Raw genomic sequence first — 13,435 nt, forward strand, 5'->3', positions numbered from 1 at the left:
CTTCATGCGGCAGGCGGCTGTTTGTCCTGCCCGGTGCGCCAGCGTATCAGTGCCTCCAGTATCATGGCCGGTGCGGGCGGGCAGCCCGGCAGCGACAGGCTGGCCTGCGCCCGCCCGCCCACGCCGCCCAGCACGGCGTAACTGGGGGTAAACACGCCCCCATCCACCGCGCAGTCCCCCACGACGGCCAGCAGCCGGGAGCCGGGCATGGCCTGCCAGGCCAGTTCCACCACCGGGGCCATTTCCACGCTCAGGCTGCCGGTCAGCAGCAGCAGCCCCGCCTGGCGTGGTGTGGACACGAAGCGGATGGCGGCATTGCCGGCATCCAGCGCACGCGATACCGCACGCAGTTCCAGCCCGCAGCCGGTGCAGCCGCCGGTATCCATGTGAAAGATATCCAGCGCCTGCATACGCGGCAGTGCCCCCCCTTCGGGCCAGAACAGGTGCAGATAGGCCATGACGGTTCCCCTGAAGGGCGTTTCAAAAATCCGCCTTTGAAACATCCCGCAAATTGTAAAAAGTTTTGGGTAAAGCCTTTTTCAGAAAGCTTCAGAGAACGCCGCCTGTTTTGAAAATGGCGGCATCCAGAAACTCTTATTGTTTTTTACCAACATCTTATTCCAGGCCGTCTCTTATAGATCCGCCCCGGCCGCCGACAGGCCCAGCGAGGTCAGGATGGGCTCGACATCCTCATACACCGCGCCGTGCAGGATGGCAGGCAGCGCCTGTATCTGCGCCAGCGACGGATCACCACACCACCATGCGGCAATCCGGCCATCTTCCACCCGCAGCCAGTGCCAGACCGGCCCTGCCGGGCCTTCGGCCATGCCCAGTCCCTCGCCATCCACGCATTGCGCCGGAACCGGCGGATCGGGCATGACACCAGCATTGCCAAGTATCCGCACGCTCTCCCCCAGTTCATGCAGGCGGGTGGACAGGCGGGCGGTCATGTCCCCCTCACTACGTGGGGGCGGGGTCAGCCAGCCGGGGGCATAGGCGGGGTCCTGCGCCCTCAGGTCCGCCTCGATGCCCGAGGCCCGTCCCACACAGCCCCCGATCCCCCATTGCCGTGCGGCACCAGCACTCAGGACACCCCGCCCCAGCAACTGTGTCGCCAGTCCGCGCGGCCGCCAGAACAGGCGCCTGAGCGTGGCGCAGCCTTCATGAAGAGCGGCCATCATCTCCGGCGCGGGCGCTGCGGCATCGCGGCGTGGCACTACATCGAACAGAAGCCGGTGGCCATACACCGCATGGCCGAGCTGACGCACATGTTCCAGCAGGGTCGCCGCCAGATTGGCCAGCCGCCCGTCCGCCTGCAGTTCCGCCATCTGCGCCACACTATCCAGATGGGTGGCCACCCGCTCCAGTTCGGCGGGAAAAATGGCCAGCGGGCATGACGTATCCACCCCGCTGGCGGCTGCCACGGCACGTGCGAAGGCCAGCTGATGGGCAACCGTCGCCCCGGCATCGATCCGGGCGGCCAGACGGGCACCCCCGGCCAGCGTATTGCCCCGCATGCGCGCGCACAGGCCACGATGGGCATAACCCATGCGTGGCCGCACCTGCGTGATCCCTTCCCCCGGCAGGCCCAGCCGCAGATGCAGGGGCGCATGGAATCCACCCTCCGCCGGGCCATGGCCCAGCATGGTGCCCCCCGCGCGTTCCATGGCCGCGCCATCAATGAACTCGACCCCTTCAGGCGGGGGGGGCGCGGGCGGCGCGCGTTCGCGCAGGGGCCACGTCACGCCCCACTGGCCCTGATCCAGCCAGGGCGCCGTGCCCACGGCCCCCATGGCCTCGATGCCCCACAGGTCATGGAGCATGCGTTCATGCGCCTCCGCCCCCGGACGCGCGGGAGAAAGGGCAAGATAGCGTCCCTCCGGCACCGCAACACTGGCCATGAACGGCCCCGGACCATCGTGGAACAGGGCATGCACCTGCATTCCATCCGACCACAGCCCGCACAGGCGCGCTGTGGAACGGGGCAGTGCCTCCACCATCATCCGCCAGCCATCCGCCCCCAGTTCGAAGCGCCCGGCACAGGCGGCGGGCCGCCCCGCGCCAACCAGCCCGCGCAGCGTCATGGCCCGCCCCCCCCGTGACGGATAACCGCGGCCAGAACCATGCAGCCAAGCACCAGCGACAGGACACCCCGCATGCCGGGGGCCTGCCCCATCCTGTATCGGGCCATGACCGGCCACAGGGTCACGGCCGCCAGCAGGGCGGCCCAGACCTGCTGTGCAACCTGCCCCACCAGTACCAGCACCAGCGCCATGCCGGGCAGGAACGGCGGCCATGACGGGCCGGTCTCATCCACCCTGCCTGTCCGGTCCGGCTCCGTGATGGCTACCGCCAGCAGACATGCGGGAAGGGCCAGCGTGGTGTCCGCCCCCGGTAGCCCTGCCGCCAGCACCGCCCATGCCCCCCATGCCGTACCCGAGGGCCTGCGCCCTCCGCGCGGCAGGACGGACCACAGCAGGCACACCAGCCCCATGAAGGTCAGGACCGGCCGGATCACCGGCCATGTATCGGCCGCCCGCGCCACAACCGGCAGGGCCGCCAGCATGTCCATGCGCCCGCATGGCGGAACATGGTCTGCCGCCGCATCAGCCAGCATGCCGCAGGCCAGCAGCACGCCACCGACCAGCAGCACCGCCCCGGCCTGATCGGCCATGCCGCCCCACTGCGCCTGCAGCACCGACAGCCCGCCCTGCGCCATCATCAGCCCGCCCAGCCCTGCCCTGAGCACCTGCCAGCCCGCCCGGTCCAGCCCGCGCGGACCCTGCGCCAGCACCAGCCGCACGGCCATCCCCGCGCCCATGAACATGAAAAGCAGGTCACACCGCCCGAATGCCACCGCCAGCGCCGCATTGCCCGCAAGGAGAAACCCCGGCACCGTCCCCCCGCGTCCTTCCCCGCTCCGCGCGCCCATGGCCACATGCACACAGAGCGCCAGCGCGGGGCCAGTTCCCATGAAGGCCTGCGCGATGCCGGGACCAGCCCACCCCGCCCCGCCACACAGGACCAGAAGCAGGGCCGCCAGCAGGACACGCAGCGCCACCGGCGCCCCGGTGGCCAGCAGGGCCATGACCGAGACGGCCATCCACCCCGCCAGCAGGCTGCCATACAGCGGAAGTCCCATCATGACGGGTCCGTCTCCATGCGCGGCATGCCGGCCAGTGCGGCATTCAGGACCGCCGTCGCCACAATGGCCACCATCATGACCGACGTGCTGCCCGCACGCGCGCCCAGCAGCATGATACCATCCAGCCCGCAGGCCAGCCCCGCGCACAGCGCCACCGGCCCACGTGCGATACATGCCCCCCAGACTCCACACAGCACGGCGCAGAGCGCGGCCATGACCATGAAATGCTGCGCCATGTCCCCCACACCGTGTGTCAGGATCTGTGCCAGCACCGTCACGCAGGCCAGCCCGCCAGCCAGACGGAGGCCACTGCGTTCACGCCCGCTGGCGGGTACATGGAGCATCTGTACCCCCAGCAGGCCCACACCCCCCGCCATGACCACGGCCAGCAGGCAGGCCAGTCCGGCCTGCCCCTGCACCCAGCTCCACAGGCCGATGCATGCCGCCGTAAGCCCCCCATGCCACACAAGCCCGCCCCCGCGCCCGCCCGAGCCGGAAAGCGAACAGATGACCAGCATGCCAAGCAGCAGCACCAGCATAGTCAGCCCATCCCCCGCCCGGCAAACAGCAGGACCCCGGCCATGATCGCGCAGAGCAACCCCAGCCCGGCGCGCCATGTGGCATGCCGCGGCCCCGACAGCACGAAAACCCGCATCCCCGCCACACAACCGCACGCCAGCAGCATGTGCGCCCCCCACAGCACGACCGCCCAGGCCAGCGGCCCGACGATGCGCGCATGCGCCAGCAGGTCGGGTTCCACAATGCTCTCGGGCCAGATCAGGTCGCGCGCCAGCATCATCCAGACCACCGCCAGCAGGTCACGCGCGTACTGCGCCACGGCCCGGTCGGGTCCTGCCAGATCGTCCAGCATGATGGAAAACAGGCGTGCCCCCGGCCCGTTTCCTTCCTCCACCCCCGCCAGTACCAGCGCCCCCGCCACCAGCGCCAGCGGCATGCGGATCAGGTTCATGTCCGCCACATGCGCCTGCCGCACCAGTCCCGCCAGCGTGCCATCGGGCAGGCACATGCCCAGTATCGCACAGGCCAGCAGCAGCACCGGCTGGAGCATGAACCCCCCGGTGGCAACCCGCAGCCCGGCATGACCCGGCCGGGGCAGGCCCGCGGCAAAGGCCACGACCAGCAGGGCAAGGAACGCCATTTCCAGCAGGCCACCCACCACCAGCAGGTCGGACAGGTCGCTACCGGGCAGCCCGAGCGAGAAGGATGGCACAAGGATCGCCGCCCCCATGGCAGCCGCCAGCGCAAGCCAGGGGGCAAGTGCCGTCACATGCGCGCCCGCCGCCGAGCGCACGCCCGGCTGCCGCCATGCCCGCCGCAGCGCCCGCCAGTGCGCGGCAGGGTCCGGGGGGCGGCGCTCGCCCTCCATTACGGTGGCCATCCAGCGCAGCAGGCCGATCCACAGCGGGGTCGTCAGCAGGACCAGCGCCATATGGCAGGCCGCCAGCAATGCGGCCTGCATCCGCGCGGCCAGCAGGATTGGCTCCATCATCACCCCTCCATGCCACGCCCTATCCATGCCATGCAATGAACATGAGCGCGCCCACGCAGGCCAGAAGCAGAACGACCGGGGTCGGCACCGCACGCCCCTGCCACAGCCAGTCCACACGGCGCAGCACGCCTGCCGCCATGCCGGCCGCCCGGGCACGCCAGCGTATGGACACCCGCACAAAACGCCGCAGCACCGGCATGGGCACCAGCATGTCCGTCACCATGCGGGCCGGGTTGCCGGGACCGACCTGTGTCAGCGGGTCACCAAACACCATCCATGGCGGAACGGCGGGCGCGCCCTGCTGCCATCCCGCCACCTGCCGGGCAGGCGTGGGGCAGGCCAGCCTGCGCAGCAGCATGACCGCACACCCCACCACCGCCACCAGCAGGCACAGCCGCCCCGGATGGAGCACGGCCGTGCCATCGGGGGAGGCAAGGGCCACGTCACGCAGTACCGGACGCACGGCCCCGGACGGCACATGGCCCGCACCTTCCATCAGTCCCAGCCACAGTCCCGGCCAGACGGAGACCAGCAGCACCGGCACCGCCGCCAGCATGACGGGGATCATGGCGCGGCCACGCGGGTCGGCCGCCCCCGCCCCGCGCGGCGTGCGGGGCCGCCCGCACAGCACGACCGCGACCACGCGCACCAGCGCCAGCATCCGCACCGCCCATCCGACCCCAAGGACGACAAGCGCCGCCAGCAGCGGCATGTCCCCCACCACCCCGCCACCCTGCGCCATGCCGGCCAGAAGACGCAGCAGCATCCAGATGACCGAAAAGCCCAGCAGGGGCGGCAACCCGCTTTCCGCCAGCAGGCCAAGGGCGAACAGGGCCGACAGGCGCGGCATGAGTACGCCCAAGCCCCCCAGCCGCAGCAGGACAAGCGGCCCCGCCTCCCGCTCCATCACGTCAAGCGCGCGCGCCACGAATACCCATGTCAGGAATGTTGCCGCCACCAGCAGGGCGGTACGGCTGGCGGCACTGGCCATGGCGGGCAGGTCATCCGCGCCCGCCAGCAGCCCCAGCCCCGCCAGCACGATGACCAGCGCGCCCGATCCCCCCATAAGCCCGGCCATGCTGCCCCGCGCGCCCCCCGCGCACAGCGCACGCCATGAGGCGGCCATGTAGAACACGCACCCGGCCACGATCAGCACCCAGCCCCAGCGCATGTCCGCCACCATGCCCGCCTGCGGCAGCCTGCGCCACAGGGCCAGGGCCGCGATCATGCCCGCGATATCCGCCATGTGGAACGGCCGCGCCACGCGCGACCCGACATGGGGGGAAAGGGAAAGGCCCAGCAGCCCCCGCGTGCCCAGCCAGCACAGCCCGGGCAGCAGCCACACCACCGGGCCGGGATCAACCATCACCGCCGCCATGACCATCAGGGCCACAAGATCAGCCGCCGGACGCACGCCCACCCGCCGCCCCGAACACAGCGCCAGCAGCCCCCACCCCGCCCCCATGCAGGACAGGACGGGGCCACCGATCACCGCGCAGCCCCCCGCGGCACAGGCGGCAAGATCACGCCCTGTCGTGGCGGCCATCCCCACAAGGCCCAGCGGCACCAGCAGGGCAATATCGCGTGGGGGCGCGAAAAAACCGTCTCCCGCCACCACCCCGCCCGGCAACCCGACGCCAAGGCAGGCCAGCACCACCATCACGCAGGCCACAAGCCACCCGCCCCGCAGGGCCGCCACCAGCAGCCCGAAGGGCCGTGGCAGGACCACCAGCACGGCGCTCCCCCCGACCAGCAGCACCACCAGTGCGATCAGGATGACAGGAATGATGACGGCCCTCCCGCTTGCGCCCGGCGGGTAAAGGCCGGGCGGGTCAGATCATGGCCAGCGGCTCCTTGCGGCGCGGCGGCGCTATGGCTTCATCAATCCGCGCCAGATCATCGCGCGTCAAGGTGATCTCCTGCGCCGCGATATTTTCACCCTGATGGCGCGGGCTGCCCGCCTTGGGAATGGCCAGCACGTTTTCCTGCCGCAGCACCCAGGCCAGCGCGATCTGCGCGGTCGTTGCGGGACCAAGGGAAGTGGTATGGCGCCGGGCGATCTGCCTGAGCATCGGGGCCCGCAGCAGGTCACCGCCCTGCCCCAGCGGGGAATAGGCCATGGTCACGATGCCTGCCATGCGGTCACACGCCAGCAGGTCGAACTCCACTCCACGGTAGTCAAGGCTGTAGAGCACCTGGTTCGCCGCGCAGGGCGTGCTGGCACTGATGCCCGCGATCTCGCGCATGCCATCGGTATCGAAATTGGAAACGCCCCAACTGCGGATCAGCCCGGCCGCCACCAGGTCGTCAAATCCGGCAATGGTCTCTTCCAGCGGCACGCCGCCCTGCCAGTGCAGCAGGTAAAGATCAAGGTAATCGGTGCCAAGACGTTTGAGTGAGGCCTCGCACGCCTTGCGCACCCCCTGGCGCGATGCGTTGGAAGGCAGCACCTTGCTGACAAGGTACACGTCATCGCGCACGCCGCGTATCGCCTCGCCCACCAGCGTTTCCGACCGGCCGGACCCATACATTTCCGCCGTATCCACCACGCGGATGCCCGCATCCAGCCCTGCGCGGATGCTGCTGATCTCATCATGACGGCGACTGGCGCTGTCCCCCATGTTCCATGTGCCCATGCCCAGCGCCGGAACCGTGGTGCCGTTGTGGAAAGTAACCGTCTTCATCGCTGCCCTGCCTTTCATCGATGCCGCGGCACAGCAACGCCACGGCGGGTCTATCTGCGACGCGCCCATCCCTTGGGCTGCTGCTGCCAGTAGCGCAGGTCATGTCCCCCCGCGCGCCCGGCCACCCAGCGGCGGCGGGCGGCGGCAACGGCGGCCTCGTCATGGCCATCGAACACTTCGAACACCCGCTCGAAAGGGGAAAGGTCGCTCACCTCCACCCCATCCAGCACGAACAGGAAGGTCGCCCCGTTGGGGACATCATCGCCTGCCGTCAGCCAGATCGGCTGCCACGGGCCATGGCCCATGGCCTGCGTGCCATGGGGGAGCCACAGCGGGCTGGTTGCCCGCCACAGCCCCTCATCGATTTCCTGCGCCCGCGCGGCCGTTGCGCAGCGAATGACCGCGCGCCTGTCCGACGCCAGCACCCGCCCGAGCAGTTCAGGCAGCACGGCCAGCGCCGTTGAACGCGTCAGGTGATAGAAGTCGATCTGCGCCATGGAGTTTCCCGTGCTGTCCCGCCCTGCCACGCAGGGCAGGTATCACCCCTCATACCCTGCCACCAGATGGTTGAGCAGCCGCACACCAAAGCCGGTTGCCCCCTTGGGCGCATATGCCGAAGGCTTGGACATGAATGCGGTGCCCGCAATGTCCAGATGCGCCCACGGCACGCCCGCCACGAAGCATTCAAGGAATTTGGCCGCCGTGATCGACCCGCCGGGACGGCCGCCAATGTTCTTGAAGTCCGCGATGTCCGAACGCAGCAGGTCAAGATAGCTGTCATCCAGCGGCATGCGCCACAGCTTTTCCCCCGTCCTGTCACCGGCATGGGACAACTGCTCCGCCAGCCTGTCATTGTTGGAGAACAGGCCCGCGCGTTCGGTGCCAAGGCTGACCACGATCGCGCCGGTCAGGGTCGCGAGATTGACCATGAGGCGCGGGCTGAAGCGGTCCTGCGTGTACCACAGCACGTCGGCCAGTACCAGGCGCCCCTCGGCATCGGTATTGAGCACTTCCACCGTCTGGCCCGAGGCGGTGCGCACCACGTCGCCCGGGCGCTGGGCATTGCCCGAGAGCATGTTTTCCACCAGCCCCACAACGCCAATGGCATTGACCCTGGCCCTGCGTCCCGCCAGGGCCGCCATGGTGCCGACCACGGCGGCGGCACCGGCCATGTCGGTCTTCATTTCCTCCATGCCCCCTGCGGGCTTGATCGAGATGCCGCCCGAATCAAAGGTGACCCCCTTGCCCACGAAGGCGACCGGGGCCTCCCCCTCCGCGCCGCCATCCCAGTGCATGATGACGGTACGCGGCGGGGCGTCGCTGCCCTGGGCCACGCCCAGCAGGGCACCAAAGCCCAGCCTGTGCATGGCATCACGGTCCAGCACCTCCACCCGGATGCCCAGATCACGCAGGCCCAGGATGCGCTGCTCGAATTCCGGCGGGCGCAGCATGTTCGCGGGTTCGGACACCAGGTCACGGCACAGGCAGACCCCACGCGCCACCGCCAGCAGCGGTTCCCAGTGCTGCCGGGCCTCCGTGGCTTCAGACGTGTGCATGATCACGCTGGACGGCCCGGGCCGCGCCGACGGGCCGGGGCGCTTCTGGCCAGAAGTGGCCCTGGTCCGATACGAATCGAAGCGGTAGCCGCCCAGCACCATGCCCAGCGCAATTTCCACCAGCCCCGTTGCGCCAAGGCCGGGTGCGGCGAGAGACACCTTCTCCCCGTCAATCTTCTCGGCGGCCAGTGCCCGGACGGCGGCAACGCCGACGGATTCCATCTCGCCCGCTTCAAAGCAGGACACGCCCAGCCCCAGCAGGATGACCCGGTCGTATTCCGCCCCCGGGGTCAGCACGGTACAGGTCTTGCCCCGCTCAAAATCAAAGCCGGCGGCCTTCGCTGCCCGCGCCAGCGTCCTGCCGACCGTTTCATCCACCCCTTCGAGGGGGCTGGTCTTCGTCTCGATTGCAAAATGGGCAAGGACCAGCGTGCCATCAGTCGGTACGGCGGCGTCGGAAAAGACAATATCGAGCATGGGGGTCACGGTGCTCCGCTACGGAAAATGGTGGACCGGCAGGACGAATTCCCGCCCCGCCAGGGCAGGAAAGGGCCTGTCCTGCGCCATCATCCTCGATAAAGGCATGACGGCGCGCGATGAGTAAGCTAATGCCAACAGCATGAATACGCCATCCATCCCGGCATATGAGGACGGATTCCTTCTGGATCTGGCCCTCCGCCTTGCCAGCGAGGCCGCGGAACTGATCCGTGCCATCCGCGTGCGCGGCTTTGCCACGCAGGTCAAGACCGACAGTTCCCCCGTGACCGAGGCCGACCACGCGGCCGAGGCCCATATCCTTGAGGGGCTGCGCCAGCACGCCCCCGCCATCCCCGTGGTGGCGGAGGAGGAAATGGCCGCGGGCATCCGCTTTGATACCGGCAGCGAATTCTGGCTGGTGGACCCGCTGGATGGCACGCGGGAGTTCGCGGCGGGGCGTGATGACTTTACCGTCAATATCGGCCTGGTCCGCAACGGCCGCCCGGTTCTGGGCGCCGTGGCCCTGCCCGCCTATCACCAGCTTTACGGCGCGGGTGCCGGGCGCGGGGCCTTCCGCACCGACGCCCATGGCACGCAAGCGATCCATGTGCGCCCGACGCCTGCACAAGGGCTGACCGTGCTGGCTTCACGCCATTACGCCAATGATCCCCGCCTGCAGGAATTCCTGGGCGGCCAGCGTATCGCGCATCTGGGCAATATCGGCTCGGCCGCCAAATTCATCCGGGTGGCGGAAGGGGTGGCCGACCTCTATCCCCGCCTTGGCACCACCATGGAATGGGACACCGCCGCCCCGCAGGCGATTGTGGAAGCGGCTGGCGGCACGGTCACGACCCCGGATGGCCAGCCGCTGGGCTATGGCAAGCCGGAGTGGCGCAATCCGCATTTCGTGTGTCGCGGCGCGGTATAACGCAGGCCGATGCAGACACGACTGCTACCCGACACCCCCCATGGCCGGGAGGAAGCCGCCGCCATCCTGCGCGCGGGCGGGCTTGTGGCCTTTGGCACCGAGACGGTGTACGGCCTGGGGGCCGATGCGCGCAACGACCACGCGGTGGCGGCCATCTACGCCGCCAAGGGCCGCCCCGGCATCAACCCGCTGATCAGCCATTTCACCACGGCCGATGCCGCCTTTGCGCAGGTCACGCCCACGCCGCTTGCGCGCGGACTGGCCAGCCGTTTCTGGCCCGGCCCGCTGACCCTTGTGCTGCCGCGTGCGCCGGGCTGCGCCATTTCCCCCATCGCCACGGCGGGACTGTCCACCGCCGCCGTGCGCGTGCCCGCGGGCGGGAACACGCGCGCCCTGCTGGCCGCCTGCGGCTTTCCGGTCGTGGCCCCCTCGGCCAACCCGTCGGGACGGGTCAGCCCGTCCGATGCCCTTCATGTGCTGGCGGGTCTGGATGGCCGGATCGACGCGGTGCTGGACTGTGGTCCGTGCCATGTGGGGGTGGAAAGCACCATTGTGGACCTGAGCGGCCCCGCCCCCGTCCTGCTGCGCCCCGGCGGCGTGACGCTGGAGGCGCTGGAAGCCGCCTGCGGCATGCCCGTGGCCATGCCACGCGCCAGCAGCAATGACAGCCGGCCCCTGGCCCCCGGGCAGCTTTCATCCCATTACGCGCCGGGACTTGCGGTGCGGCTGGATGCGGACACGGTGGGCGCGGACGAGGCGCTGCTGGCCTTTGGCCCGCCGCTACCCGGCAGCCCGCTGGTATGGAACCTGAGCGCGCGGGGCGATCTGCGCGAAGCGGCGGCACGCCTCTTCGCGGGGCTGCGGTTTCTTGATATGGAGGGACACCGCCGGGGACTGGTCAGGATTGCGGTACAGCCCGTGCCCGCGCATGGGCTGGGCCGTGCGATCCGTGACCGGCTGGTCCGCGCGGCAAGCCCGCGTCCGTAATGGTATCAACGACATGACCCGACCCCGGTAGCCCTGAAATGAGCGATACAATCGACCCCAAGGAACTGAAGATCCTTTCGGATATCCTTGCACTCGTGCTGGAGGAGCATGCCGGCCAGTCCGAAAGCGCGCTGGCCACCATCCGCTCGCGGGCAAAAAAGAATGGCGTGACGGGGGGCGCGCTGAAAAACCTGTTCGCCGCCATTGCCCCCAACCCGCCACAGAAACCGCCGCCAAAACCCCGCGCGCCACGCACCACCAAGGCCAGTGCCGCGGCGGCAAAGGAAATTCAGGAATCGCACGCCCGCATCGCCCAGCTGGCGGCCAGCATCCGCAAGCTTGACCTTGAACTGCGCGATATCCGCAGCGACAACGATGCCCTGCGTCTGGAACTGAACCAGACCCGTCAGGCCCGCGCCGAGACACAGGCCGCCCTATCGGTCGTGCAGTCGCGCCCCGCGCCGCGCCGCGCGGGCCTGCTGGTGGCCGCCGCCGTGGGCCTGATTACGGGGGTCGTGCTCAGCGGGGCATGGCACCTGCTGGCCCCGTCCGCCCCGGCGCAGGCCAGCGCGGCCTATCCCCCGGTCATCCACCGTACCGGGCAGGCGTGGCTGCTGCCACCTGCCGCCCCCCTTCATTCAGGAAGCATGCCGTCATGAGCCAGGCCACCACCACACTGACACCGGCTGATCTGATCAGCCGTTTCACGGACATGCTCGGCCCGGTGGGGGTACTGACGGGGGAGAGCGACACCGCCGCCTACTGCACCGACTGGCGTGACCTGTACCATGGCCGGGCACTGGCCGTACTGCGCCCGGCCAGCACGCGCGAACTGGCCGGGATCGTGCGCCTGTGCGCAGCCCATGGCGTACCCATGGTGCCGCAGGGTGGCAATACCAGCATGGTGGGCGGCGCCACGCCCGATGACAGCGGGCATGAGGTTGTGGTCTGCCTGTCGCGCATGAACCGCGTGCGCAATATCGACCCCCATGACCTGACCATGGAAGTCGAGGCCGGGGTAACGCTGAAGGCGGCACAGGACGCGGCACGGGAGGCGGGGTTCATGCTGCCGCTTTCCATCTCGTCCGAAGGCTCGGCCCAGATTGGTGGCGTGCTGGCCACCAACGCAGGGGGCAACAACACCCTGCGCTACGGCAACGCGCGCGAACTGGTTCTGGGGCTGGAAGCGGTGATGCCCGATGGCGCGGTGTTCCACGGCCTGCGCCGCCTGCGCAAGGACAATACGGGCTACGCCCTGCGCCAGCTGCTGATCGGGTCCGAAGGGACGCTGGGCTTCATCACCACCGCCATCCTGCAGCTCCACCCCCGGCCCCGCGCCATCGAGGCCGTTCTGTGCGCCGTGGATGACGCCGGTGCCGCACTCCGGCTGCTGGGCCTGCTGCGCGGGCGTGACCCGGCACTGGTGCAGGCATTCGAGTACATGTCCGGCACGGGCATGGACCTTGTGACCAGCCTCATCCCCGGCGCCACGCTGCCGCTGGGCGAACGTGCGCCGGCCTATGTGCTGGTGGAACTGGCCACCCCGCGCCCGGATGCGGACCTGCGTGAATATGCCGAGGAAATTCTGGGCGAGGCACTGGAGGACGGCATCATAACCGACGCCGTGATTGCCGAGAGCGAGGGCCAGCGCGCGGCCCTGTGGAAACTGCGCGAGGAACATGCCGAGGCCCAGCGCCAGGCGGGTGCGAGTGTCAAGAACGACGTCTCGGTGCCCGTAACCCATGTGCCCGCACTGATCGACCGTGCAACGGCGGCCTGCGCCGCGCTGGTACCGGGCATCCGCGCCGCCCCCTTCGGCCACATGGGCGATGGCAACATCCACTTCAACCTGGTCCAGCCCGAAGGGATGGCCCCCGAGGCCTTCCTGGCACGCAGCCATGACATCATGGACACGGTGGCCGCCATCGTGAAGGAACTGGACGGTTCCTTCTCCGCCGAACACGGGGTGGGCCAGCTCAAGCCCTACATGATGCCACAGTGGCGCGGTGGCGCGGAACTGGCGGCCATGCGCCACATCAAGGCCGCGCTGGACCCGCACAACATCATGAACCCCGGCAAGGTGCTGCCCCCCGCCACGCAGGGCGCATGACACCCCACCCGGCCGGGCCGCACGTAACAGACTGTTCC

General features: G+C 69.4%; 13 protein-coding genes. 4 read left to right on the forward strand and 9 right to left on the reverse strand.

Annotated features, from left to right (window positions below; genetic code table 11):
* Positions 1 to 2: 2 nt before the first annotated feature.
* From GWK63_RS10770 to GWK63_RS10810, 9 genes are all read right to left on the reverse strand, one after another.
* The gene (locus GWK63_RS10770; RefSeq protein ID WP_034933070.1) at positions 3 to 458 is read right to left on the reverse strand and encodes an NADH-quinone oxidoreductase subunit B family protein; all 456 of its coding nucleotides are present in this window, start codon (positions 456 to 458) and stop codon (positions 3 to 5) included.
* Positions 459 to 632: 174 nt separating this feature from the next.
* A complete protein-coding gene (locus tag GWK63_RS10775; RefSeq protein WP_007399713.1) occupies positions 633 to 2,084 on the reverse strand; it encodes an NADH-quinone oxidoreductase subunit D-related protein in 1,452 nt (483 codons plus the stop codon).
* Positions 2,081 to 3,145 (reverse strand): hypothetical protein, encoded by a 1,065-nt coding sequence (locus tag GWK63_RS10780; RefSeq protein ID WP_007399712.1) that lies wholly within the window; start codon positions 3,143 to 3,145, stop codon positions 2,081 to 2,083. The genes GWK63_RS10775 and GWK63_RS10780 overlap by 4 nt, the downstream gene beginning before the upstream one ends.
* A complete protein-coding gene (locus tag GWK63_RS10785) occupies positions 3,142 to 3,684 on the reverse strand; it encodes a hypothetical protein (protein WP_007399711.1) in 543 nt (180 codons plus the stop codon). The genes GWK63_RS10780 and GWK63_RS10785 overlap by 4 nt, the downstream gene beginning before the upstream one ends.
* A 2-nt stretch (positions 3,685 to 3,686) precedes the next feature.
* Entirely contained in the window at positions 3,687 to 4,655 is a 969-nt protein-coding gene (locus GWK63_RS10790; protein ID WP_039999671.1) for a hypothetical protein, read from the reverse strand.
* 19 nt (positions 4,656 to 4,674) lie between these two features.
* Complete coding sequence (locus GWK63_RS17415) at positions 4,675 to 6,417, reverse strand: hypothetical protein (RefSeq protein ID WP_007399709.1); 1,743 nt, start codon at positions 6,415 to 6,417, stop codon at positions 4,675 to 4,677.
* Between the two features lie 70 nt (positions 6,418 to 6,487).
* Positions 6,488 to 7,339, reverse strand: coding sequence for an aldo/keto reductase (locus GWK63_RS10800; protein WP_007399708.1), 852 nt, complete (start codon positions 7,337 to 7,339; stop codon positions 6,488 to 6,490).
* Positions 7,340 to 7,389: 50 nt separating this feature from the next.
* Entirely contained in the window at positions 7,390 to 7,836 is a 447-nt protein-coding gene (locus GWK63_RS10805) for a DNA polymerase III subunit chi (protein ID WP_007399707.1), read from the reverse strand.
* A gap of 42 nt (positions 7,837 to 7,878) precedes the next feature.
* Positions 7,879 to 9,372 (reverse strand): leucyl aminopeptidase, encoded by a 1,494-nt coding sequence (locus GWK63_RS10810; protein ID WP_039999669.1) that lies wholly within the window; start codon positions 9,370 to 9,372, stop codon positions 7,879 to 7,881.
* A 142-nt stretch (positions 9,373 to 9,514) separates the two neighbouring features.
* Between GWK63_RS10810 and cysQ the strand changes: the two genes are divergently transcribed.
* From cysQ to GWK63_RS10830, 4 genes are read left to right on the forward strand one after another with little or no spacing between them, the layout of a single operon-like run.
* Complete coding sequence (gene cysQ, locus GWK63_RS10815) at positions 9,515 to 10,300, forward strand: 3'(2'),5'-bisphosphate nucleotidase CysQ (RefSeq protein ID WP_007399704.1); 786 nt, start codon at positions 9,515 to 9,517, stop codon at positions 10,298 to 10,300.
* A gap of 9 nt (positions 10,301 to 10,309) precedes the next feature.
* Positions 10,310 to 11,287 carry an L-threonylcarbamoyladenylate synthase gene (locus tag GWK63_RS10820; RefSeq protein WP_007399703.1) on the forward strand — a complete coding sequence of 326 codons (978 nt, stop codon included), beginning with the start codon at positions 10,310 to 10,312 and terminating at the stop codon, positions 11,285 to 11,287.
* 38 nt (positions 11,288 to 11,325) lie between these two features.
* Complete coding sequence (locus GWK63_RS10825; RefSeq protein WP_007399702.1) at positions 11,326 to 11,946, forward strand: hypothetical protein; 621 nt, start codon at positions 11,326 to 11,328, stop codon at positions 11,944 to 11,946.
* Positions 11,943 to 13,397 (forward strand): FAD-binding oxidoreductase, encoded by a 1,455-nt coding sequence (locus GWK63_RS10830; RefSeq protein ID WP_007399701.1) that lies wholly within the window; start codon positions 11,943 to 11,945, stop codon positions 13,395 to 13,397. The genes GWK63_RS10825 and GWK63_RS10830 overlap by 4 nt, the downstream gene beginning before the upstream one ends.
* Positions 13,398 to 13,435: the final 38 nt, after the last annotated feature.

It is taken from the genome of Komagataeibacter rhaeticus (genome assembly GCF_011611525.1).
In the GTDB taxonomy this organism is placed as follows: Bacteria; Pseudomonadota; Alphaproteobacteria; order Acetobacterales; family Acetobacteraceae; genus Komagataeibacter; species Komagataeibacter rhaeticus.